Raw genomic sequence first — 22,276 nt, forward strand, 5'->3', positions numbered from 1 at the left:
ACCCGCGCTTACGGTGTCGCGCACAGCACACTCCCCGTGCCTTTTCCGAGGCGTGCACCGTGACAAGGAGGTCACCGTGAATTCCACCGAGCCTCAGCCACCTGAGGCGGAAACGTGGGCGCGAGTCCACGCGAGCGAGGATTTCCAGCGGCTGCGCAAACGGCTGCGGAACTTCGTCTTCCCCATGACCGCGCTGTTCCTGGTCTGGTACCTGACCTACGTACTGCTGGCCGACTACGCGCACGACTTCATGTCGATCAAGGTCGTGGGCAACATCAACCTCGGCCTGATCCTCGGCCTGCTGCAGTTCGTGTCGACGTTCGTGATCACCGGGCTCTACGTGCGTTACGCCAACCGCAAGCTGGACCCGATCGCCGAGAGTGTCCGGGACGAGGTCGAAGGTGGTGACAAGCAGTGAGCACACTCGCTCAGGGCAGCGTCGAGGGCGGTAACCCGCTGGTCAACATCGGCATCTTCACCCTCTTCGTGATCATCACACTGGTGATCGTCTTCCGCGCGTCGCGGAACACGAAGACCGCGTCCGACTACTACGCGGCGGGCCGGTCGTTCTCCGGACCGCAGAACGGCACCGCGATCGCCGGTGACTACCTGTCGGCCGCGTCGTTCCTCGGCATCGCGGGCGCCATCGCCGTCTACGGCTACGACGGCTTCCTGTATTCGATCGGCTTCCTCGTCGCCTGGCTGGTGGCGCTGCTGCTCGTCGCGGAACTGCTGCGCAACACGGGCAAGTTCACGATGGGCGACGTGCTGGCCTTCCGGATGCGGCAGCGTCCGGTGCGCGCGGCCGCCGCCACGTCGACGCTGGCCGTGTCGTTCTTCTACCTGCTGGCGCAGATGGCCGGTGCGGGCGGCCTGGTGTCGCTGCTGCTCGGTGTCGAGGGCGACCTCGGGCAGAGCATTGTGATCGCGGTCGTCGGCATCGTCATGATCATCTACGTGCTGGTCGGCGGCATGAAAGGCACGACCTGGGTGCAGATCATCAAGGCGGGCCTGCTGATCGCCGGTACGGCCGTGATGACCGTGTGGGTGCTCGGAAAGTACGGCCTGAACCTGTCGGAGCTGCTCGGCTCGGCGTCGCAGGCCGCGGGCGGCGGCGATGCACTGCTGAACCCGGGTGAGAAGTACGGCGAGAGCGGGACGACACAGCTCGACTTCCTGTCGCTCGGTATCGCACTGGTCCTCGGTACGGCGGGTCTGCCGCACGTGCTGATGCGCTTCTACACGGTGCCGACGTCGAAGGAGGCGCGGCGCAGCGTCGTGTGGGCGATCTCGTGGATCGGCCTGTTCTACCTGTTCACGCTCGTGCTGGGCTACGGCGCCGCAGCTCTGGTCGGCACCGAGACGATCAACAACGCACCGGGTGGCGAGAACGCGGCAGCCCCGCTGCTGGCACTCGAACTCGGCGGGCCGGTGCTGCTCGGCTTCATCGCGGCCGTGGCGTTCGCGACGATCCTCGCGGTCGTGGCGGGCCTGACGATCACGGCGTCCGCGTCGTTCGCGCACGACGTCTACGCCAACGTGATCAAGAAGGGCAACGTCGACAGCAAGACCACCGAGGTGAAGGTCGCCCGCATCACCGCGTGCGTCATCGGCGCGGTCGCGATCATCGGCGGCATCCTCGCGAAGGAACAGAACGTCGCGTTCCTCGTGGCGCTCGCGTTCGCGGTCGCGGCGTCGGCGAACCTGCCGACGATCCTCTACTCGCTGTTCTGGAAGCGGTTCAACACCCGCGGCGCGTTGTGGTCGATCTACGGTGGTCTGACGACCACACTCGTGCTGATCGTGTTCTCGCCGGCCGTCTCGGGCAGCGACAGCGCGATGATCCCGGGTGCGGACTTCGCGTGGTTCCCGCTGTCGAACCCGGGCCTGGTGTCGATTCCGGTGTCGTTCCTGCTCGGCGTCATCGGCACGCTCACCTCGAAGGAACACCTCGAGGAGAAGCACAAGGAGATGGAGGTCCGCTCGCTCACCGGTGCCGGCGCCGAAAAGGCGACTGTGCACTAGCGGGCTGGCCCGCACCGCAGGAGGGGCCGCCCGGCGCGTTTGCACCGGGCGGCCCTTCGCGTGGACTGGTCCATACTCGGGGCATGGCCGTTTTCGACGTCACCGAACTCCGATCGCAGTTCCCCGCTCTCGCAGAGGGCGCCGCCCATTTCGACGGGCCGGGCGGTGCGCAGGTACCTCGGCCGGTCGCCTCGGCGGTGGCCGAGGTGCTCTGCTCAGCAGTGGCGAACCGCGGCGCCAACACGGCCGCGGAACGGCGCGCCGACGGGATCGTGCTCGATGCGCGCCGCGCCGCTGCCGACCTCGTGGGCGGTGCGCCCGGCGGGATCGTGTTCGGGCGCAGCATGACGCAGCTGACCTACGACCTCGCGCGCACTCTCGCGAAGGGCTGGGGCCCTGGCGACGAGATCGTCGTGACCACGCTGGATCACGACGCGAACATCCGGCCGTGGGTGCAGGCGGCCGAGGCTCGCGGCGCCACGGTCCGGTGGGCGGACTTCGACCCTGCCACCGGCGAACTCGACGTCACCGCGGTGACCGAACTGCTTTCGGAGCGCACGCGGGCGGTCGCGGTGACCGCCGCGTCCAACCTCCTCGGAACCCGGCCGGACGTTCCCGCCATCACCGCCGCGGCCCGCGAGGCGGGCGCGTTGTCCTATGTGGATGGCGTGCATCTCACGCCGCACGCGCTGATCGACGTCGATGCGCTCGGCGCGGACTTCTACGCGTGTTCGCCGTACAAGTTCTTCGGCCCGCACCTCGGCTTCGTCGCGGCGCGGCCGGAACTGCTGGAGACGCTGACCCCGGACAAGCTCGCTCCGTCCACGAACGCCGTCCCGGAACGGTTCGAGCTCGGCACGCTGCCGTACGAACTGCTCGCCGGCACGACCGCGGCCGTCGACTTCCTCGCCGGCATCGCGCAGGCTTCGTCCGCGAGTGCCTCGCGACGAGAGGCACTCGCGGACACGTTCGGCGTCGTGGCCCGGCACGAGGACGCGCTCATGGCGCGGATGGAGGACGGCCTGGCCGCGACCGGCCGGGTGAGGCTGTACGGCTCTCCGGTGCGGCGGCGGACGCCCACGGTGCTGTTCTCGGTGAACGGCCTCGCCCCGGCTGACGTCTACGCCCGGTTGGCCGAACGCGGCGTGAACGCCCCCGCAGGCACGTTCTACGCACTGGAATGCTCGCGGCGCCTCGGCCTCGGCGACACGGGCGCGGTCCGCGCCGGGATCGCCCCGTACACGACCGAATCCGAGGTGGATGCCCTCGTGGCTGCGGTCGAGGACCTCACGGCAGCCGGCTGACCCGCTCGGCGGACCGGCGCGGCACCCGAAGGTCGCGCCTGTAACGACGGCGGGCCGGAATCCGACGTCAAGGCACATCCATCGGCAAATCGCGGCACCGTCCAGGCCGCGTTCCCGAAAGGTTCGCCATGCGAAGATCCCTCGCCACAGCTCTGCTCACGGTCGGCATGCTGGCACTCGGCCTCGTCACGGCGCTCCCGGCGGAGGCCGCGGCACGGATGCAGATCGCCGCTGTCCAGTACGACTCGCCAGGCACGGATCGAGGCGGCAACAGCAGTCTCAACGCCGAGTGGGTCAAGCTGCGGAACACGTCCCGGGTGCCCATCAACATCACGAGGTTCCGAGTGCACGACCGCCAAGGACACACGTATCGCTTCCCGCAGACGACCGTGATGCCCGGCAAGGAGATCACGGTGCACACCGGCCGCGGGAAGAACAACCCGTGGCACCGCTACTGGGGCCGCACCTCGTACGTCTGGAACAACACCGGCGACGGCGCCACGCTGCGCGACACCCACGGCCGGTGGCTCGACGGGTGCGGCTGGGGCGATGGCCGCGGCTGGGTCAGGTGCTGAACTCGACCGGCTGACCCGACAGCCCGGCGGGAACGCCGTCGCGGCGACACGCTCGGCGGATTCGCGCACTGGGCCGGCATCCGCATCTAGCGGTGCCGACCCCGGGCAGGCGATGTCCGGAGCATGGGCAACCCACCTACACGCATGGGGCACGGCAACGACGAAACCGCCCCTGACCGACAGTGTTTCTGCAGGTCAGGGGCGGTTTCGCTACGGTCGGGGTGACAGGATTTGAACCTGCGACCCTTCGCTCCCAAAGCGAATGCGCTACCAAGCTGCGCCACACCCCGTCCACCACGCGGGGTGGTGTGAATACACCATAGCGCTACCGGTAGACTGCCCACGCAGCCGGTCACCGGCAGCATGCGGGCGTAGCTCAATGGTAGAGCCCCAGTCTTCCAAACTGGTGGTGCGGGTTCGATTCCCGTCGCCCGCTCAGAGCACGAAACCCAGGTCAGGTGCCCGCAGGGCCCTGGCCTTTCGTGTGCCCGGCGACCATGTGGTCCGGCAACGGACCCGTTACCGCCGGGCCGCGGACCGCCTCCGACACCGGCGCGTCGTCAGAGTGTCCTCGTCATGAAGACGCTGTTCGGGTCCGGCCGGTAGTCGGCGAACGGGTCGCAGTAGGAGAAGCCGAACTTCTCGTACAGCTTCCGCGCGGGGACGAAGAACTCGTCCGAACCGGTTTCCAGGCTCAGCCGCGACAGTCCCATTCCCCGTGCCTCGGCGAGGATGTGCTTCAGCAGCCCGGACGCGACACCGCCACGGACGCGGTCGGACGAGGTGCGCATCGACTTCAGCTCGCCGTGTCCGACGTCGAGACGCTTGATCGCGCCGCAGCCGACCACCACGTCGCCGTCCAACACGGACCAGAAGGTCACCTCCGGCTTGCGCAGGTCGTCGAGGTCCAGGGCGTGCTTGCTCTCGGGCGGCGACGTGGCCCGCAGCTGCCGCAGGTGATCGGCCAGGAACTCCGCGATCCGCGGTCCGGACAGATCGTCGACGACGATCCTCATGCGCGCCTCCACCACTCGGTCCTGCCCACCACTCGGTCCTGCCCACCACTCGGTCCTGCCCACCACTCGGTCCTGCCCACCACTCAGCCCCGACCGTCACGTGTCACGAGCCGGAAGCCGACATCCAGTTCGTCGCGGCCCAGCAGATCACGGTGACGTTCATGCCAACGACCGGACTCCAGGTCCCGCCGCAGTCGCTCGACACCCCGCGAGACCGCCGCCGCATCGGTCTGGGCCAGTGCGGAACAGTTCCACCGGACCCGGGCGTCCAGATACGCCTCCGGGCGCCGCCAGTACGCCGGGAAGACACCGTCGGTGAAATCCCACGGCACGGGCAGCACCGATACGTTCTCGGCGCCGAGCTCGTCGGCGATGTCGGTCGCGGACGGCCGCGAGACCTCCAACCGCGCGATCTCGGGAATGTAGTCGCGCGTCAGCCAGAACTCGGCGTGCAGGCGGGTCTCGTAGGCCACGATCACCTGACGGCTGGAGACGCGGCGCAGTTCCGCCAGGCCGCGGCGCCAGTCACCCCAATGATGCACCGTGAGCACGGCCAACGTGACGTCGGCGGCATCGTCGCGCAACGGCAGCTGCTCGGCGACGGCCTGCACCGCCGGCGCCGCCGGACCGGCCCGCTGCGCGAGCATCCGCCGTGACGGTTCCACCGCCAGCACGGTGGTCCGGTCGGGCTCGTACGAACCCGTACCCGCACCGACATCGACGAGCGCGCCGTCGCCCACGGCCTGTGATATCCGCGCCATCCACCGCGGATCGGTGCGCCGGCCACGGGCATAACCGGTGCCGATGCGGTCGTACACGTGCGGCGCCACGGAACCTCCGGATTCCCGGCCCCGGCAACTGGTTGCGGAGCGTCCCCGAGAGGACACCACTCGTGCGACGTCCCGTCCAGACCGCGTCGACTCTCGTCACAGCACCCGCCGTCACGAGGCCGTGTCGCCCTCCACCTGACGTGCCGTTGCCGCCGCACGGTCGGTCTCCCAGAACGCGCGGACCGACAGGAGCCGCCCGTCGGGACCGGCACGGTAGACGATCACGCAGTCCGTGTCGACGCGGTAGCCGCCGTCGAAGAACGTGGTGATCGTGGCGACGTTGGCCACCTCGTCGCCACCGGCGTGCGAATCGCGGACGACGAACTCGAAGCTGCGCACGTTCGCGATCGTCAGATCCCAGAACGCCGAGATGCCCTCCGCGCCATGGTGCCCCTTGCCCTGCTCGTCGAAGGGCGAAGGACCGACCGGGTCCTCGATCACCGCCGCAGGGTCGAACAGGGCGAGCCAGCGCTGTTTGTCCCCCGCCGCGACGGCCTCCATCGAACGCAACGCCGCGAGCCGCGCCGGCGGCTGCTGCGCGTCGGCGTCCCAGCACACCGTGACACCCATACTTCCGCCTTCCTCAGAACCGCTCGATGATCTCGTCGGCGAACTTCCTGATCGAGTCCTTCTTCTGCTCGACCGGGGCGTCGAACCCGAGACCGTCGAAGACCCAGGGCACGGTGATCACGTCGGTCACGCCCACGTCGGCCTGTTCGCGGTAACCGTCGAGGCCGAACCGGTCGATGCACACGGCCTGGAACTCGAAGGGCTCGTCGGCTCGGCCGTACTCGGCGCGCAACGCGTTCAGCCGGGCGATCGTGTCGCGCAGGTCGTCGAGCTTCATCATCGCCGACGACCAGCCGTCACCGACCCGTGCGGCACGGCGCAACGCCGGTTCACTGTGCCCGCCGATGTAGAACGGCACGTGCCGTTTCGGTGCGGGACTCATGCACAACTTGTCGAAGTCGAAGAACTCGCCGTGGTACTCGACCATGCCGCCGCCGAGGATCAGCCGGAGCACGTCGATGGCCTCGTCGACGCGTTTGCCGCGCCGCCGGTACGGCACCCCGCACCATTCGAACTCCTCTGGGGCCCAGCCAACGCCGAGCCCCAGCCCGAACCGGTCGCCCGTGAGGTTCGCGACCGACCCCACCTGCCGTGCCAACAGCACCGGATTGCGCGAACCGAGCTTCAACACGGATGTGTAGAACGTGATCCTGTCCGTGGCCGCCCCCATCGACGCCGCCGCGATCAGCGGGTCGACCCACGGGGTGTTCTCGTCCCAGAACCGGCTCCCGTCCGGAGTGTACGGATAGTCCGCGGACACCTGCTCGGAATAGAAAAGCGAGTCGGGAAGGGCGATCGAGGAGAACCCGCACTCCTCCGCCGTGACGGCCAGCTCGGTCAGTTGATCCAGCGGGGTCAGGGCCACCGACAGTGTGAACCTCATGCCGCAAAACAGTAACGTGTTCTAGTTGCGTGCGCCAGGGTGGACGGCCATCCGGAACGGTTCACGGCTTCACCGATGTGGGTGCTCTCGACTCGCGGCGGCCGCGGAACCCGTGTTTACCGTCGTCCCGGCCGGTGGTTCACCCCATCGGCCCAGCACGGTGCCGATGTCACGACGGCCTCGGCGAGGTCGGGGGACCATGACGTGTGACGTTCCTGTTGGAGGATCGGCGTGTCCACACCGTGGAAGCGCACAGCGGTCGTCGGACTGGTCGGCGGCACGGCCCTCGTGGCCTTCGCGGGCAACGCCGCGGCCGTCGTACCCAGCGAACAGTCCCTGCACGACGTATCCGACACCGTCGAGAAGGGCACACGGGTGACGCTGTCGGGCACCCTCACCGGGCAACGGGACCGCCCGGTGAGCGGTGAGCGAATCACCCTCGAACGCCGGACGGCCGAAAGCGGGTGGGAAGCCATCGGTGCCGCGACCACCGGTGACGACGGCACCGCCACGTTCCACCGCACCCCACACCGCACGGCCGAGTGGCGGCTCAGCTACGAGGGCAGCACGTTCCTCGACCCGTCGGCCTCACCGCCCCAGCGGGTCGAGGTGCGCCTGCCTCCTCCGCCACCACCACCGCCGGCACCCGAGCGGCCCGTGAAACCGATCGGCCGCCAGATCGTGGACGTCGCGGCGTCCCAGGCGGGAAAGCCGTACGCGTACGGAGCCTCGGGCCCTCAGCGGTTCGACTGCTCCGGGTTCGCGCAGTTCGTCCACCGCCAGGTCGGTATCCGGCTGCCCCGCACGTCGAGCCAGCAACACCGGGCCGTGCGGGCCGCGGCCAATCACGCGAAGGTGCCGGGTGACCTGGTGTTCTTCCACGAGGGTGGCTCCGTCTACCACGTCGGCATCTACGCGGGCGGCGACCACGTGTGGGCCGCGCCGGAGAGTGGTGACGTCGTGCGCAAACAGCGGATCTGGACGGACACGTACTATGCGGGCCGCGCCTGGTGACAGCGACGGGAACTCCCGGGACACCACGGGCGTTGTCCTGTTCGAAGGAGTTTGTCCGGTCCGCCGGCGGCCTCCCTCTGCACCGCGCACGCCCCTGGAGCGCCTCATGGAGCGGAGTACCTCATGGAGCTCGTCCTCGTCGTCCTCGTACTGATCATCGTCGGTGGCGGGTACTACCTGATACAGTCGCACCAGAAGGCGAAACGCAACCGGCTCGAGGATGCGAAGGCCGAGGCACGCCGCTGGCTGGAGCGGCTCGGCGGCCAGGTGCTCAACCTGACCGGCACCGACGCGGCGTCACAGCAGGCGATCGCCGACGCCTCCGAGCGCTACAACGCAGCCGGGTCGCAGATGGAACAGGCGCAGACCGAGGAGCAGGCCAAGCTCGTCAAGGAAACCGCGCTCGAAGGGCTCTACTACGTTCGCGCCGCGCGGGAGGCGATGGGCCTCGACCCGGGACCTGCGCTGCCCGAGGACCGCGAGCGGCAGGCCGCGGGCAAGGTCACCGAGCATCGCTCCGTCGACGTCGAAGGCAGGCACTACGAGGCATCGCCGGAGCCGGGCGCCGACACCCCGCACTACTACCCCGGCGGCCGCGTCGCGGGCAGGCCCGTGCCCCAGGGCTGGTACAGCGAGCCGTGGTGGAAGCCCGCGCTGGTGGCGGGCGCATGGGGCCTTGGCTCGATGATGCTGTTCAGCGCCATGTTCTCCGGCATGGCCGGCATGCCGAGCGGCGAGGCATGGGCCGACGGTTACGACGCGGGCCAGGAGGACGCCATGAGCGAAGGCGGCGACGGTGGTGGCGACGCCGGTGACGGTGGCGACATGGGCGGCGACGCCGGCGGTGACATGGGCGGCGACTTCGGTGGCGACATGGGCGGCATGGGCGACATGGGCGGATTCGACTTCGGGTTCTGACGGCCCCGGTAGGTCACCTCACGCGGGCTGGCAGGCCGGGCACCAGTAGAGGTGTCTGCCCGCCAGTTCGGTGTGGGCGATCGGCGCGGCGCAGACCAGGCATGGCTGCCCGGCCCGCCGGTAGACGTACACCTCGCCGCCGTGCCGATCCTGGCGCGGCGCACGGCCGGTGACCTCGGGCAGGTGTTCGTCGGCGACGGTGTCGATCCGTCCGCTGCGCACACCCACACGCATGAGCGCGACGAGGTCGTCCCACATCGCCTTCCACAGCGTCTCGTCGAGGTCGCGACCCGCCAGCGTCGGAGCGACACCGTGCCGGAACAGCACCTCGGCGCGGTAGACGTTCCCGACCCCCGACAGCACCTTCTGGTCCATCAACAGCGCCGCGATCGACGTGCGAGAACGCGAGATGCGCTGCCAGGCCTGCTCCGGCCGGGCGTCCCGCCGCAGCGGATCGGGGCCGAGCCGCGCGGTGATCGCATCGACCTCGGGCTCGGTGAGGAGTTCACATCGCGTGGGACCGCGCAGGTCCGTCCAATGTGTGCGGCCGGCGAGCCGCATCCGCACCTGCCCCACGGGCTCCGACTCGGGAAGCTGAGATTCGGCGAATGCGCCGTACAGCCCGAGATGCACATGGACGACGCCGAGCGGACCGTAGTCGTGGAACAGGTGCTTGCCGTGTGCATCGGCCCTCACGAACGTCGCACCGTCGAGCCGCGCGGCCTCGGTCGCGAACCGGCCCTGGGGGCTGCTCACCCGCACCGGCGCACCCGCGTAACGCCGCTGATGCAGCCGGGCGAGCCGGTGCAGGGTGTGCCCTTCGGGCATCAGGCCTCCGGCAGGGCGGGGGCGTTGCCGGTCTGTTCGAAGTCGGTCAGCTGCTGCACCCGGCGCGTGTGCCGCGGGTCGTCGTCGACCGCCGTGTCCAGAAACGCCTCGACGATCGCGCTGGCCTCGTCGGTGCTGTGCATCCGCGCACCGACGCCGATGACCTGAGCGTGGTTGTGCTGCCGCGTCAGTTCCGCGGTCTCCACACTCCACGCCAGTCCCGCGCGGCAGCCCGGCACCTTGTTGGCCGCGATCTGCTCGCCGTTGCCCGAACCGCCGATGACGACGCCCAGGCTGCCCTCGTCGGCGACGACACGGCGCGCGGTCTCGATGCAGAACGGCGGGTAGTCGTCGGCGGCGTCGTAGACGTGCGGGCCGACGTCGGTGACGTCGTGGCCCTGCTGCTCGAGGTGGGCGACGAGGTGATTCTTCAGCTCGAAGCCGGCATGGTCGGATCCCAGATAGACACGCACAGCGGCAGTGTGCCATCCCCGCTGCACATGGCCTCGGGCCACCCGGCAGGGTGGGAGACATGACGGATGCGTTGCCCGCGAACCCGACTCCTGCGACACCTGCCGCCGCGGCCACGCAGGTCCCTGCTGTCCTCACCCAGGACGGCCACGACGTACGACTCGACTGGGGCCCAGCAGGGCTGGCGGCGCTGAGCGGAGGCTGCGCGGTGCTGGTGATCGTGGACGTCCTCTCCTTCTCCACGCAGGTGGATCTGTCGGTCGCGGCGGGCACCCCGGTGCGACCGGTGCGGTGGGCCGACGAGGAGACGGCAGCGACCTCTGACCCTGCCGAGCCGCTGCGGTCGCCGAACGGGGCGACGCTGACGGCCGATGCCGCCACGACGGGTGCTCACGTGCTCACGGCCTGTCTCCGTAACGCGGACGCCGTGGCGAAGAGCGCCGCGGAGCTGGCGGCCGGAGGACCGATCGGCGTGCTGGCCGCGGGCGAACGGTGGAGCGTGCAGCCGGGCGCCGCGGCGGGAACCGACGGACCGCTCCGCCCGTGCGTCGAGGACCAGCTCGGCGCAGGGGCCGTCGTCGCCGGACTGCAGTCCTACGGCGCCGTCTCCCCCGAGGCCGTCGTGGCGGCGCAGGCGTTCGCCGTGGCCGACGTGCCCGCCGTGGTGCGCGGCTCGGCCTCGGGCCGCGAACTGACGGCACACGGCGACTGCGAGATCATCGAGCGCGCCGTCGAGGTCGGCGCGTCCGCCTGTGCGCCGAGACTGGGCCCCGACGGGGCGCTGGCCCGTGCCTGACTGGTCCGAACAGGCACCGGGCGTGTACGCGCGCCGCTACACGGAGCTGGACCTGACCGTCGGACTCGTCGTCGGAACCGAGCGGTGCCTGATCATCGACACCCGTGGATCACGAGAACAGGGTGACGAGCTGGCCGCGGCGGTCCGTGCGGTGACATCGGTGCCACCGGTGATCGTGTTGACGCACGCCCACTTCGACCACGCCTTCGGTGCCGCCTCGCTGTCCGCGGCGTTCGGCGACTGTCCGATATGGGCGCACGCGGGGTGCAGGGACGCATTGGAAGAGCACGCCGAGTCCGACCGTCGCGAATGGATGGAGCGGTACCGGGCCGAGAAGCGGCACGCGGCGGCCGCCGACCTCGCGGCGACGCCGATCGCCGCACCGACACGGACCTTCGACCGCGCAGCACTGCTGGATCTCGGCGACCGCACCGTCGAACTCGTCCACCCCGGTCCCGCTCACACCGGCCACGACGTGATCGCCCTCGCCGGTGACGTCGTGTTCGCGGGCGACCTCGTCGAGCACGCACCGGGTGGATCGTTCTCCGAGGAGTCCTTCGGGCCCGACACGCACCTCGCGGCGTGGCCCGCCGCCCTCGACCGCGTGCTCGCCCACCGGCCACGGGTGGTCGTTCCCGGCCACGGCGACCCCGTCGACGCCGCGTTCGTCGCGCGGGCGCGGGAGGATCTGCACACGTTGGCGGATCTGCGGGCCGGGGTCCGCGCCGGCACGCTCACCCTCGCCGCGGCCGTCGACGCCGCACCCCTGCCGCCGGAGGTGTGCCGGGCCGCGCTGTCGTGAACGGCCACGCTCGACCGGGCCCGCACCTCGGGTCCCGCCAGGCGTTCGGGCCGTCCCGCCGGGCGTTCGGGCGGTCGCGCCACGGCGGTCAGGCCGTCCCGCCACGGCGAAGGGGCTCGCCGACACGGTGCAGATGGCCGAGCGCCTCGCGCCACGACTCGATCAGTCCCGTCTCGTGGTACGGCACTCCGATCTCCGCGCAGTACCGCTTCACGATCGGCTGCGCCTTCCGCAGGTGCGGCGTCGGCAGGTGCGGGAACAGGTGGTGCTCGATCTGGTAGTTCAACCCGCCCATCAGGTTGTCGACCAGTACGCCGCCGCGGACGTTGCGGGTCGTCAGCACCTGCTTGCGCAGGAAGTCGAGCTTCTCGCCCGCCTTCAGCGTCGGCATCCCCTTGTGCCCCGGCGCGAACACCGATCCCATGTAGACGCCCCACAACGCCTGATGGACGAGCACGAACGCGATCGCCTTCCCCGGGGGAGAGGACGAGCAGCAACGCGCCGAGGTACCCGGCGATGTGGAGCGCGAGCAAGGACGCCTCCACCGCCCGGTGTTCGATGCGCCGGTTCGCGCGCCGGCCGATCACCGCTCGCACGCTGGAGAAGTGCAGGTTGAACCCCTCCAGCGTCAGCAGCGGGAAGAACCACAGCGCCTGCCTGCGCCCGATCCTGCGCGGCAGTCCCCTGCTGGCCAGTGCCTGCTCGCGGGACCACACCAGGATGTCCGGGATCACGTCCGGGTCGTGTTCCTCGTGATTCGGATTGGCGTGATGCCGGGTGTGCTTGTCCATCCACCAGCCGTAGCTCATGCCGATACCGAGATTGCCGGCGAGGAGCCCGGCGATCTTGCCCGCTCTGCGAGTGCGGAACACCTGTCGGTGCGCCAGGTCGTGCGACACCAGTGCGACCTGCGCGAACACGACCGCGAAGAACGCGGCGAGCAGCAACTGCCACCAGGTGTCGCCGAGCGACAAGAACGCGGCGATGCCGCCGCCGTACAGGGCGGCGACGATGCCCCCGCGCGCGGCGTAGTAGCCCGGGCGCCGGGCGAACAGCCCTGCGGCGGCGATACGGCGGGACAGCACGGCGAAGTCGCTGCCCCGCCGGGTCTCGGAGGGTCCGCCCTGGACGGATGGTTCGGCTGCGGAGGCCGTGTCGGCCGAGGTGGACGTCATGCCCTCAACACTGGCGCGAACCGCCGCAGCGCCGACATCCTGCGCTCCCCCGACGTTCCGCTGGTGCAGGCCCCACCGGGCCGTCGCACCGGCGGAACGTCACTCGACCCGCCCGCGGTCAATCGAAGTTGAGTTCGCCGGTACGGGTGCGCTTGAGCTCGTAGAAGTCCGGGTAGCTCGCCATCGCGACGGCGCCGTCGAACAGCTTCACCGCGTCCTCACCACGCGGAATGGACGAGAGCACCGGGCCGAAGAACGCGACGCCGTCCACGTGCAGCGTCGGCGTGCCGACATCCATGCCCACCGGGTCCATGCCCTCGTGGTGGCTCTTGCGCAGCGCCTCGTCGTAGTCGGTCGAGGTCGCCGCGTCCAGCAGCTGCGTCGGTGCCGACACCTCGGCGAGCGCCTCCTTGAGTACCAGGTCGATGTCCTTGTTGTCCTGGTTGTGGTAGCGCGTGCCGAACGCCGTGTAGTAGTCGCGCAGCACCTGCTCCCCCTGCTGCTGCGCGAGCGCCACGGCCACCCGCACCGGGCCCCACGCCTTCTGCATCAGCTCGACGTACTCGTCGGGCAGGTCGCGTCCGGAGTTGAGCAGGGCCAGGCTCATCACGCGGAAGTTGAGGTCGATGTCCCGGTGTTTCTCGACCTCGAGGATCCAGCGCGACGTGATCCACGCGAACGGGCACATCGGGTCGAAGTAGAAGTCGACACGGGTGCGGGACTCGGTCATGAAGGTAGCTCCTCGGTCTGCCTGGTCGGATCTATCCCGGCCAACACCACCGGCACGGATGTTGTTCCCACGACCGGCCCGGTTTCCCGTTGCCCGGGCCGGCCCCGCCCCGGTGCACGTGATCCCGCTCCGCGAACGGGGCGGCGTGGTCTGCGGCGGATTCGGACGCCCTCACCTGCCGCGTCCGCCCGCCCGGCGGATCACACCGGGCCCGGGCGGGCCGCTGAGACGATTCCGCGTGCGGGCGGAGCAGCGGCCATGATTGGATCGGCGGACGTCCTGTTGTCCGCCCACGATCGATGACCGAGGTGTCCGTGCCCGCCCCCAACCTGACCCGGGACGCTGCCCAGCAGCGCGCCGACCTGCTCGACGTCCAGTCCTACGACATCCTTCTCGACCTCACCGACGGCCAGGGCCGCCCCGGCGAGAAGACGTTCGACTCCAGGACCACGATCACCTTCGCCGCAGCCCGCCCCGCGGCCGAGTCGTGGGTGGACATCGCCGCCGAGGGTGTGCGGTCCGCGACGCTCAACGGCACCCCGCTGCCGGTCGACGGATACGTCGAGGACGACGGACTCACCCTGCCGGACCTCGCCGAGACCAACGAACTCACCGTCGAGGCCGACTGCCGCTACATGAACACCGGTGAGGGGCTGCACCGCTTCGTCGATCCGGTCGACGAGTCGGTGTACCTGTACTCGCAGTTCGAGACCGCCGACGCCAAGCGCATGTTCGCGTGCTTCGACCAGCCGGACCTCAAGGCCACCTACCGGCTCACCGTCATCGCGCCGCAGGGCTGGAAGGTCGTCTCCAACGCGCGGGTCGAATCGGAGTCCGAGACGCCCGAGGGCGCGGTGCGGCTCGTGTTCGCCGAGTCCGAGCGCATCTCGACGTACCTGGTCGCCCTCGTGGCGGGCCCGTACGCCGAGTGGCGCGACGAGTACCGCGACGAGCACGGCACCATCCCGCTCGGCATCTACTGCCGCGCGTCGCTGGCCGAGTACATGGACGCCGACCGGCTCTTCGCCGAGACGAAGCAGGGCTTCGGCTTCTACCACGAGAATTTCGGCGTGACCTACCCGTTCTCGAAGTACGACCAGCTGTTCGTGCCGGAGTTCAACGCGGGTGCGATGGAGAACGCGGGAGCCGTCACGTTCCGGGAGGACTACGTCTTCCGCAGCCGCGTCACCCGCTACTCCTACGAGCGCCGCGCCGAGACACTGCTGCACGAGATGGCGCACATGTGGTTCGGCGACCTCGTCACCATGCGCTGGTGGGACGACCTGTGGCTGAACGAGTCGTTCGCGACGTTCGCCAGCGTCCTCGCGCAGGCCGAGGCGACCGAGTACACCGGTGCCTGGACAAGTTTCGCCAATATCGAGAAGTCGTGGGCCTACCGGCAGGACCAGCTGCCCTCCACCCACCCGATCGCCGCCGACATGGTCGATCTGCAGGCGGTCGAGGTGAACTTCGACGGCATCACCTACGCCAAGGGCGCGAGCGTGCTCAAACAGCTCGTCGCCTACGTCGGGCAGGACAACTTCCTGTCGGGGCTCAAGGTGTACTTCGACCGCCACGCATGGGGCAACGCGACGCTGGCCGATCTGCTCGCCGCCCTCGAAGAGGCGTCCGGCCGCGATCTGTCGTGGTGGAGCGCGCAGTGGCTCGAGACGACGGGGCTGAACTCGCTGCGCCCGGCGTTCGAGACCGACGCCGACGGCCGGTTCACCTCGTTCGAGATCCTGCAGGGCGGCGCCAAGCCGGGTGCGGGCGAGCTGCGGACCCACCGCGCGGCCGTCGGCATCTACGACGACGTCGACGGCAAGCTGGTGCGCACCACCCGCGTCGAGCTCGACATCGACGGCGACCGCACAGCGGTGCCCGATCTCGTCGGCGCCGACCGCGGCAAGCTCGTGCTGGTCAACGACGACGACCTCACCTACTGCACGATGCGGCTGGACGCCGACTCGCTGGTGACGCTGGTCGATCGGATCGGCGACATCACCGATCCGCTCCCCCGGACCCTGTGCTGGTCGGCCGCGTGGGAGATGACGCGGGAGGCCGAGCTCAAGGCCCGCGACTTCGTCACGCTCGTGCAGCGCGGCATCGGTGCGGAGACCGAGGTGGGCGTGGTCCAGCGACTGCTGATGCAGGCCCAGACGGCACTGAACTCCTACGCCGAACCGACGTGGGCGCAGCGGGAGGGCTGGCCCGCGTTCACCGCACGACTGCTGGAGTTGGCGCGCACCGCCGAGGCCGGCTCGGACCACCAGCTCGCGTTCGTCAACGCGCTGACCGCCGCGGTGCTCGACGAGCAGACGCTGTCGGTGCTGGCTGGCTGGTTCGACGGCTCTGCGACCCTCGACGGCCTCGTCGTCGACACCGACCTGCGGTGGCGGCTGCTGCATGCGCTGGTCGCCCACGGCAGGGCGGGTGAAGCGGAGATCGCGGCCGAACACGAGCGGGACAACACGGCGACGGGCCGCCGCCACGCCGAGCGTGCCCGCGCGCTGCGTCCGACGGCCGAGGCCAAGGCTGAGGCGTGGGAGCGCGCGGTCCACGACGACGAGCTGCCCAACGCGGTGAACGAAGCCATCATCACCGGCTTCTCCCACCCGGGCCAGAAGCACCTGCTCGAAGGCTACGTCGACACCTACTTCGCCACGATCGACGAGGTGTGGGCGCGCCGTTCCAGCGAGGCCGCCCAGCCGACGGTGGTGGGCCTGTACCCGTCCTGGTCGGTCACGCGCGAGTGCATCGCCGCGGCCGACGCGTGGCTGGAGGGTGAACATTCACCCGCGCTGCGCAGGCTCGTCTCCGAGGGCCGGGCCGGGGTGGCGCGCGCCCTCGCCGCCAGAGAGTTCGACGAGAGCTGACGCGGCTCCGAGCAGCAAAGCGCCCCGGCACCGAACGAATCGGTGCCGGGGCGCTGCAGTTCGGCTGTGCTGGGCGGCCGCGCCGCGAACGGCGTCGCCGTTCGGGATCGGCCGTCAGTGGGCGGGGCGGCTGCCCGCCTGGTCGGCCATCATGCGCAGACCACCGACGAAACCACCCGTCAGGTCGCCTTCCTTGAACGAGGCGACCATGCTCATGACGGCCAGCTTCACGGCACGGTCGGGCACCCGCTGGGTCGTGTTCGCACCGGTCACGATCTCGACGACCCGCTCGCCCGGCGACACGGCGATCAGCACGGCGTCGTCGCCCTGCTCGCCGAGCCGGTCGTGCAGTTGCTCGGCGGCCGCGCGCGTGTCCTCGGTGCCGAGTGGGCCGAGGTAGATGCTGAAGTCGATCCCGGTGTCACGCGTCGCCAGCGCGAGCGCCTCGTCGATACGGCTCAGCTGTTGGGTCGTGAATGGGCCGTTCGGAGCATCGGGTACGTACTCCTGGGCGCGGGAAATGCGCCCGCTTTCCGTAACCGCGGCCCCGTACGGCAGGTCGGCGGGGTCGACCGCGGATTCACGGTCGTGGACCAGCTCACCAGTTCCCACGGGCACCTCCTCGGTCCGTCGACGGTTTGCCGGACGTGCCGGCACTCACCGGGTTGGCACTCCACCATGTCGCTGGGTGGTCCCACTCCTGCCCCGGGCGATAGCGTGGCCGGCCTGCGAACTTCGTGCGCAGGGTGACCAGGGCGAACACGCCGCAGATGGCGAGTGGGATCACCGCGAAGACCAGGGTCGTCTCGAGGATGCTCACGAGCGCAGGGTATCCGACCAGCCCGCGGGTGCGGCCACCTGGAGCCTCCGCCACGCCGCGTTGTCCCGTGCCGCTCGCCGCATCTCAACCACCGTCCGCCGCTTGCCGGAGACGTAATGGCACGTTGGGCTGAAGCGCAGCTGGCAGACGGTTGCAACTCGACGTACACCCGGACTCACCGGCCGCATCGTGCTTGTCAGAGGTCAGGGACCCTCGTACGTTTTTCACACGTACGGGTTCTTGCGCCCCGATGTTCCCAACCCCACTGATTTCCGCCTGTCACAGGAGGCCCACATGTTTCACGTCCTGAGCCCCGCCGCGACGAGCGACAACGCGACGTCGTACGACGCCGCCCGCCCCGCAGAGCTCGGAACGCGAGTCACGCGCGGTACCCGCGTCACCTGTGGCACCCGAGTGACGGCGGGCACGCGTGTCACGCGCGGTACACGGGTGACCCGTGGCACGCGCGTCACGATGGGCACCCGTGTCACCCGCGGCACCCGGGTCACCGGTGGCACCCGCGTCACCATGGACACCGACGCCACGATGGGCACGCGTGTCACGCGCGGCACCCGGGTCACCAGTGGCACCCGCGTCACCATGGGCACCCGCGTCACCATGGACACCGACGCCACCATGGGCACCCGCGTCACCCGCGGCACCCGGGTCACCGCCTGACCGGTACGACCCGGAACGTCGCCGTGGCGTTCCACCCTCGGCGACGTTCCCGACGAAAGTTCCATGGGCGACCGCCGCACCTGACCGTCCACAACCCCACGAGCACCGCTTCCCGAGCGACGTGCGGGAAGGGCGGCGACGTGTCGGGACGGGACGTGCCGGGAAGGACCGTGCGGGTAAGGACCGTGCGGGTAAGGACGGAGTCACGTGCGGCCGGCCAGCAGGCCCACCCGCACGGACGACCCGGGGCACGTACCCGCCGCAGGCGACTGCCACCCGGCGGATACGTGCTCCGAGGTGGCGGGCGACGTCGCTGATGCGGCCCGCACCGCGACCGTAAGGGTCCCGACAACCGTGCGCCCGAGAACAAGGCTTCGTGCAGCGCTCGGACACCGCCGTCCGCGGCGCTCTGCTGATACCTACCCGGCCGATACCGACCGGGCTGATATCCGCCGGGCCGACACCCGGCCAGGCCGGCACCGGCCGGATGCCCGAACCGCTGCCGGCGGGGATGCTGCCGGCCACACCGCTGTGGACCACACCACTGGCGGCGCCGCTGCCGGTGCCACTGCCGACGCCGGTGGCGGCACGCGTTATGCGGCGGGTGCTCCGAGGTACTGCCGCCACAGTGGATCGGTTTCCTTCGCATGCGCCAGGAGCCGCCAATGGGGGCCGTGCGGCGCCCGCGGGATGGTCCGCAACGTCCAGCCGAGTTCCGAGAGCAGCTTGTCGGCCTTGCGATGGTTGCACTTGGCGCAGCAGGCGACGCAGTTGTCCCACGAGTGTTCGCCGCCGCGGCTGCGCGGCTGGACGTGGTCGATCGTCTCGGCACGGCCGCCGCAGTAGGCGCACCGAAAGCGATCCCGGTGCATCAGACCGGCGCGGGTCAGCGGCACCTGCGCACGGTAGGGCACGCGAACGTAGTTCGACAACCGGATCACCGACGGCACGTCCACGGTCATCGTCGCGGCATGCAACGTGAGCCCCGCCGGGTCCTCGTGCACGACTTCGGCCTTGCCACAGACGAGCAGGACGATCGCCCGCCGCAACGGTAGCGCCGTCAGCGGTTCGAACGTCGCGTTCAGCAGCAGCACCCGGCGTTTTCCCCAGCCGGGGCCCGACGAACCGGAGCCAGCCTCACGGGAGCGCCACGCCCCGGGCGTCCGGGGAACCCTGCCCGCACGCGGCGGGCCGGTGGGATGCGGCCCCGTCGGAGCCGTTCCACCGCGGTTCACGCCGGATGCCGGCGCGCACAGCATGACCTCCGACGCCGTCCCGGCCGGCTGCCGGGGGTGAGCGCCGTGAGGGCTCGGTTGTCGGTCTGGCACGCGACCACCTCCACCGGTGCTGCCCTAGTCGACCACACATCGCCCCTGAAACGCACGTGTGTTAATGCACGTGTCCGCCCCGAGTACCGTGGCTGTGGAGTTCGACGTGGTCAACATGCCTCACCTGCGCCCGGGCGGGACCAGTGAAGTGGGCGGCGTCACACATCGCTCGATCATGCGACGGAAGGACAACCAACCCCCGTGGACCAGTTGCTCAGCGAACCCCCGTCCTGCATCCAGGAGGCGGGCACCTGGTGCCAGCAGATCTGGCAGCTCACCGGTAACGAATGGCTGGCCGGTTCGGCGAACTGGCTGATCGCGAAGCCGTTCACCATCCTGCTCATCGCCGTCGTCGCGTTCGTCGTGCGCCTGGTCATCCGCAGGCTCATCGACCGGATGACCCGCACTCCCGAGGATGACGGCAAGGACAAGGTCCCGGCGCTGCTGAAGCCGCTCAAGGAGAAGGCCCCCGACCTCATCGGCCCCGGCATCCTCGAACGCCGCAGGCAGCGGGCCAGGACCATCGGCTCGGTGCTGAAGTCGATCACGACCGTCGTGGTGTACACGATCGCGGTGGTGCTCATCCTCGGCGAGCTGGGCATCAACCTGGCCCCGATCATCGCCTCCGCCGGCATCGTCGGCGTGGCCGTCGGGTTCGGCGCGCAGAACCTCGTCCGCGACTTCCTGTCGGGCATCTTCATGATGATGGAGGACCAGTACGGCGTGGGCGATGTCGTCGACGTCGGCGAGGCCGTCGGCACCGTCGAGGCCGTGGGGCTGCGCATCACGACGTTGCGCGACCTCAACGGCACCGTCTGGTACGTCCGCAACGGCGAGGTGCTCCGGGTCGGCAACTTCAGCCAGGGATTCGCCGTCGGCGTCGTCGACATCCCGGTCGCCTACGACGCCGACCTGGACCGCGCCACGACGCTGCTCAAGGACGTCCTGGCCACGTCGGCCGAACGCGAGGACCTCGCGCCCGACATCCTGGAAGCCCCGGCGGTGCTGGGCGTCGAGAGCGTGACCCCGGAGGCGGTGCTGCTGCGCCTGACCGTGAAGGTGCGCCCCGGCAAGCAGTGGGCCATCCAACGTGCACTGCGTGCCGACGCGATGGCCGCCTTCGAGCGCGCCGGCTTCCAGCCACCGCTGCGGCGACTGTTCCCGAACGGGGGCAACAACGCATGACGCCCCGGGGACAATGAAACCCAGCACTGTTCGAGATAGCCCCAACGTTCGAAACAACCCCAACGTCCGAGACAACAGAGGTGCCCGAAGTGTCTGAGGCCAGCGGCGGAACCGCCGACCCGCGCACGTTCTACGACGCGGTGGGCGGTGAGGAGACGTTCCGGAAACTCGTGGCGCGGTTCTACGCCGAGGTCGCCGACGACGAGGTGTTGCGGCCGCTGTACCCCGAGGAGGACCTCGGCCCGGCCGAGGACCGCCTGCGACTGTTCCTCATGCAGTACTGGGGCGGTCCGCAGACCTACTCGGAGCAGCGTGGCCACCCGCGACTGCGGATGCGGCACGCGCCGTTCAAGATCGGCCCGATCGAACGGGACGCGTGGCTGCGGGCCATGCGCATCGCCGTCGACGAGACCGGCATCCCCGAGCCCTACCGGACGAAACTGTGGGACTACCTGGAGATGGCGGCCCAGTCGATGATGAACAGCTGGGTCTGACCGCCGGCCGAGACAGGGTGCTGTGATCGCACGGTCACGGCACCCTGGTGCATCGGCGGCCCGTCCTGACTGCGGGTTCGGCGGGCGGGGCGGATTCCGAACTCGCCCGGGACGGCCGGAGTCACGAGTCGCTGCGGCGCGCGACCAGCTCGGCGAGTGCGGCGTTGACGAACGTCTCGACGCGGGCTTTGGTGACACCGGCCGCGGTCAGGACACCGTCGTCGTCCTCGTGTTCGAGCAGCGCCAGCAGCACGTGCTCCGTGCCGATGTAGTTGTGCCCCAGGCGCAGCGCCTCACGGTAGGTCAGTTCGAGCGCCTTCTTCGCCTCCGCCGAGAACGGCGGCAGGTCCGGAGCCGTCCCGGACTCGCCGTCCTCGGGCAGTGCCGCGGTCGCGGCCGTCCGGAGGGTTTCGCCGGTCACGCGCTGGTCGGCGAGCGCTTTCGCGGCCAGCGCATCCGGTTCGGTCAGTAGGCCGAGCACGAGGTGGGCGGGCGTGATCGCGGAATGGCCGTGCTCGCGGGCGACGTCGCCCGCGGCCATGACCGCGTTCCTGGCGCGCGGGGTGAACCGCGAGAACCCTTCCTCGGGGTCCAGCACGTCGTCGCCTTTCGCGACGAACCGCTTCTGCGCGGCCTGCTTGCTGACACCCATGCTCTGGCCGATGTCGGTCCACGAGGCCCCGGCACGACGTGCCTGGTCGACGAAGTGCCCGATCAGATGGTCGGCGATCTCACCGAGGTGCTCACCGGCGAGGACGGCGTCGGAAAGCTGGTCGAGCACATCGGTGCGCGCGGTCTTGATGGCGTCGATCAGGTCGTCGAGCCTGACCGGGTATGCGGTGACGCGTGGCTTCGGCGTGTCGGTCATGCGTCAACCATAGGTTGACCCCCGCTGGCCGTCAACCGTGGGTTGACCGGCAGCTCCGTCGGATGCAGCTCCGTCGGATGCAGCTCCGGT

Annotated in this window: 23 protein-coding genes, 2 tRNA genes and 1 pseudogene; 13 read left to right on the forward strand and 13 right to left on the reverse strand. The window is 69.9% G+C overall.

Annotated elements, in window-relative coordinates; genetic code table 11:
- The first annotated feature begins 76 nt into the window (after positions 1-76).
- From LY12_RS09500 to LY12_RS09515, 4 genes are all read left to right on the forward strand, one after another.
- A complete protein-coding gene (locus LY12_RS09500; protein ID WP_253855195.1) occupies positions 77-418 on the forward strand; it encodes a DUF485 domain-containing protein in 342 nt (113 codons plus the stop codon).
- Positions 415-2,025, forward strand: coding sequence for a monocarboxylic acid transporter (locus LY12_RS09505; RefSeq protein WP_253855196.1), 1,611 nt, complete (start codon positions 415-417; stop codon positions 2,023-2,025). Before LY12_RS09500 ends, LY12_RS09505 begins: the two co-directional genes overlap by 4 nt.
- Before the next feature lie 83 nt (positions 2,026-2,108).
- Entirely contained in the window at positions 2,109-3,329 is a 1,221-nt protein-coding gene (locus tag LY12_RS09510) for a cysteine desulfurase-like protein (protein WP_253855197.1), read from the forward strand.
- A 128-nt stretch (positions 3,330-3,457) separates the two neighbouring features.
- Positions 3,458-3,904, forward strand: coding sequence for a lamin tail domain-containing protein (locus LY12_RS09515; RefSeq protein ID WP_253855198.1), 447 nt, complete (start codon positions 3,458-3,460; stop codon positions 3,902-3,904).
- 216 nt (positions 3,905-4,120) lie between these two features.
- On the opposite strand, the gene LY12_RS09520 is transcribed toward LY12_RS09515, so the two are convergent.
- Positions 4,121-4,194, reverse strand: a tRNA-Pro gene (locus tag LY12_RS09520).
- A 75-nt stretch (positions 4,195-4,269) separates the two neighbouring features.
- Between LY12_RS09520 and LY12_RS09525 the strand changes: the two genes are divergently transcribed.
- Positions 4,270-4,340: transfer RNA gene (locus LY12_RS09525), tRNA-Gly, on the forward strand.
- 124 nt (positions 4,341-4,464) lie between these two features.
- On the opposite strand, the gene LY12_RS09530 is transcribed toward LY12_RS09525, so the two are convergent.
- The 4 genes from LY12_RS09530 to LY12_RS09545 all read right to left on the reverse strand — a co-directional run bounded on the left by LY12_RS09530 (position 4,465) and on the right by LY12_RS09545 (position 7,203).
- Positions 4,465-4,920, reverse strand: a complete 456-nt coding sequence (locus LY12_RS09530; protein WP_253855199.1) for a GNAT family N-acetyltransferase — start codon at positions 4,918-4,920, stop codon at positions 4,465-4,467.
- Between the two features lie 83 nt (positions 4,921-5,003).
- Positions 5,004-5,681, reverse strand: coding sequence for a class I SAM-dependent methyltransferase (locus tag LY12_RS09535; protein ID WP_253857260.1), 678 nt, complete (start codon positions 5,679-5,681; stop codon positions 5,004-5,006).
- Between the two features lie 180 nt (positions 5,682-5,861).
- Complete coding sequence (locus LY12_RS09540; RefSeq protein ID WP_253855200.1) at positions 5,862-6,320, reverse strand: nuclear transport factor 2 family protein; 459 nt, start codon at positions 6,318-6,320, stop codon at positions 5,862-5,864.
- Positions 6,321-6,333: 13 nt separating this feature from the next.
- Positions 6,334-7,203 (reverse strand): TIGR03619 family F420-dependent LLM class oxidoreductase, encoded by an 870-nt coding sequence (locus tag LY12_RS09545; protein WP_253855201.1) that lies wholly within the window; start codon positions 7,201-7,203, stop codon positions 6,334-6,336.
- A 231-nt stretch (positions 7,204-7,434) separates the two neighbouring features.
- On the opposite strand from LY12_RS09545, the gene LY12_RS26085 reads away from it, so the two are divergent.
- Together LY12_RS26085 and LY12_RS09555 are read left to right on the forward strand one after the other, a co-directional pair.
- Complete coding sequence (locus LY12_RS26085) at positions 7,435-8,217, forward strand: C40 family peptidase (protein WP_308292092.1); 783 nt, start codon at positions 7,435-7,437, stop codon at positions 8,215-8,217.
- Positions 8,218-8,340: 123 nt separating this feature from the next.
- The gene (locus LY12_RS09555) at positions 8,341-9,135 is read left to right on the forward strand and encodes a hypothetical protein (RefSeq protein WP_253855203.1); all 795 of its coding nucleotides are present in this window, start codon (positions 8,341-8,343) and stop codon (positions 9,133-9,135) included.
- An 18-nt stretch (positions 9,136-9,153) separates the two neighbouring features.
- Here LY12_RS09555 and LY12_RS09560 read toward each other — a convergent pair whose 3' ends face one another.
- Together LY12_RS09560 and LY12_RS09565 are read right to left on the reverse strand one after the other, a co-directional pair.
- A complete protein-coding gene (locus tag LY12_RS09560; RefSeq protein ID WP_253855205.1) occupies positions 9,154-9,963 on the reverse strand; it encodes an Fpg/Nei family DNA glycosylase in 810 nt (269 codons plus the stop codon).
- Positions 9,963-10,436 (reverse strand): ribose-5-phosphate isomerase, encoded by a 474-nt coding sequence (locus LY12_RS09565; RefSeq protein ID WP_253855207.1) that lies wholly within the window; start codon positions 10,434-10,436, stop codon positions 9,963-9,965. Before LY12_RS09565 ends, LY12_RS09560 begins: the two co-directional genes overlap by 1 nt.
- 59 nt (positions 10,437-10,495) lie before the next feature.
- On the opposite strand from LY12_RS09565, the gene LY12_RS09570 reads away from it, so the two are divergent.
- Together LY12_RS09570 and LY12_RS09575 are read left to right on the forward strand one after the other, a co-directional pair.
- Entirely contained in the window at positions 10,496-11,230 is a 735-nt protein-coding gene (locus tag LY12_RS09570; RefSeq protein WP_253855209.1) for a 2-phosphosulfolactate phosphatase, read from the forward strand.
- Entirely contained in the window at positions 11,223-12,032 is an 810-nt protein-coding gene (locus LY12_RS09575) for an MBL fold metallo-hydrolase (protein ID WP_253855211.1), read from the forward strand. Before LY12_RS09570 ends, LY12_RS09575 begins: the two co-directional genes overlap by 8 nt.
- Positions 12,033-12,120: 88 nt before the next feature.
- On the opposite strand, the pseudogene LY12_RS09580 reads toward LY12_RS09575, so the two are convergent.
- Positions 12,121-13,207, reverse strand: a pseudogene (locus LY12_RS09580) (fatty acid desaturase family protein).
- A gap of 118 nt (positions 13,208-13,325) precedes the next feature.
- On the reverse strand, positions 13,326-13,937 hold the full coding sequence (locus LY12_RS09585) for a mycothiol-dependent nitroreductase Rv2466c family protein (RefSeq protein WP_253855213.1): 612 nt from the start codon (positions 13,935-13,937) through the stop codon (positions 13,326-13,328).
- A gap of 314 nt (positions 13,938-14,251) precedes the next feature.
- Here LY12_RS09585 and pepN point away from each other — a divergent pair, with 314 nt between their 5' ends.
- On the forward strand, positions 14,252-16,813 hold the full coding sequence (gene pepN, locus LY12_RS09590) for an aminopeptidase N (RefSeq protein ID WP_253857261.1): 2,562 nt from the start codon (positions 14,252-14,254) through the stop codon (positions 16,811-16,813).
- Positions 16,814-16,927: 114 nt separating this feature from the next.
- Here pepN and LY12_RS09595 read toward each other — a convergent pair whose 3' ends face one another.
- Both LY12_RS09595 and ctaJ read right to left on the reverse strand, forming a co-directional pair.
- Entirely contained in the window at positions 16,928-17,425 is a 498-nt protein-coding gene (locus LY12_RS09595; protein ID WP_253855215.1) for a DUF5130 family protein, read from the reverse strand.
- Positions 17,412-17,633, reverse strand: coding sequence for an aa3-type cytochrome oxidase subunit CtaJ (gene ctaJ / locus LY12_RS09600; protein WP_253855217.1), 222 nt, complete (start codon positions 17,631-17,633; stop codon positions 17,412-17,414). Before ctaJ ends, LY12_RS09595 begins: the two co-directional genes overlap by 14 nt.
- Positions 17,634-18,047: 414 nt before the next feature.
- Here ctaJ and LY12_RS09605 point away from each other — a divergent pair, with 414 nt between their 5' ends.
- Positions 18,048-18,311 carry a hypothetical protein gene (locus LY12_RS09605; RefSeq protein ID WP_443678884.1) on the forward strand — a complete coding sequence of 88 codons (264 nt, stop codon included), beginning with the start codon at positions 18,048-18,050 and terminating at the stop codon, positions 18,309-18,311.
- A gap of 593 nt (positions 18,312-18,904) precedes the next feature.
- On the opposite strand, the gene LY12_RS09610 is transcribed toward LY12_RS09605, so the two are convergent.
- Entirely contained in the window at positions 18,905-19,402 is a 498-nt protein-coding gene (locus LY12_RS09610; protein ID WP_308292126.1) for an HNH endonuclease, read from the reverse strand.
- A gap of 438 nt (positions 19,403-19,840) precedes the next feature.
- Between LY12_RS09610 and LY12_RS09615 the strand changes: the two genes are divergently transcribed.
- Complete coding sequence (locus LY12_RS09615; RefSeq protein ID WP_253855220.1) at positions 19,841-20,824, forward strand: mechanosensitive ion channel family protein; 984 nt, start codon at positions 19,841-19,843, stop codon at positions 20,822-20,824.
- A gap of 89 nt (positions 20,825-20,913) precedes the next feature.
- A complete protein-coding gene (locus tag LY12_RS09620; RefSeq protein ID WP_253855221.1) occupies positions 20,914-21,318 on the forward strand; it encodes a globin in 405 nt (134 codons plus the stop codon).
- A 121-nt stretch (positions 21,319-21,439) separates the two neighbouring features.
- Here LY12_RS09620 and LY12_RS09625 read toward each other — a convergent pair whose 3' ends face one another.
- A complete protein-coding gene (locus tag LY12_RS09625; protein WP_253855222.1) occupies positions 21,440-22,186 on the reverse strand; it encodes a Clp protease N-terminal domain-containing protein in 747 nt (248 codons plus the stop codon).
- Positions 22,187-22,276 lie beyond the last annotated feature (90 nt).

The sequence above is a fragment of the Prauserella alba genome (genome assembly GCF_024171735.1).
Lineage (GTDB): Bacteria > Actinomycetota > Actinomycetes > Mycobacteriales > Pseudonocardiaceae > Prauserella > Prauserella alba.

Bases quoted from the DNA above. Each gene is read 5' to 3' on its own strand.
- LY12_RS09510 (WP_253855197.1), top strand. From the start codon at position 2,109: ATGGCCGTTTTCGACGTCACCGAACTCCGATCGCAGTTCCCCGCTCTC.
- LY12_RS09515 (WP_253855198.1), top strand. From the start codon at position 3,458: ATGCGAAGATCCCTCGCCACAGCTCTGCTCACGGTCGGCATGCTGGCA.
- LY12_RS09530 (WP_253855199.1), bottom strand. From the start codon at position 4,920: ATGAGGATCGTCGTCGACGATCTGTCCGGACCGCGGATCGCGGAGTTC.
- LY12_RS09535 (WP_253857260.1), bottom strand. From the start codon at position 5,681: ATGGCGCGGATATCACAGGCCGTGGGCGACGGCGCGCTCGTCGATGTC.
- LY12_RS09540 (WP_253855200.1), bottom strand. From the start codon at position 6,320: ATGGGTGTCACGGTGTGCTGGGACGCCGACGCGCAGCAGCCGCCGGCG.
- LY12_RS09545 (WP_253855201.1), bottom strand. From the start codon at position 7,203: ATGAGGTTCACACTGTCGGTGGCCCTGACCCCGCTGGATCAACTGACC.
- LY12_RS09555 (WP_253855203.1), top strand. From the start codon at position 8,341: ATGGAGCTCGTCCTCGTCGTCCTCGTACTGATCATCGTCGGTGGCGGG.
- LY12_RS09560 (WP_253855205.1), bottom strand. From the start codon at position 9,963: ATGCCCGAAGGGCACACCCTGCACCGGCTCGCCCGGCTGCATCAGCGG.
- LY12_RS09570 (WP_253855209.1), top strand. From the start codon at position 10,496: ATGACGGATGCGTTGCCCGCGAACCCGACTCCTGCGACACCTGCCGCC.
- LY12_RS09585 (WP_253855213.1), bottom strand. From the start codon at position 13,937: ATGACCGAGTCCCGCACCCGTGTCGACTTCTACTTCGACCCGATGTGC.
- LY12_RS09625 (WP_253855222.1), bottom strand. From the start codon at position 22,186: ATGACCGACACGCCGAAGCCACGCGTCACCGCATACCCGGTCAGGCTC.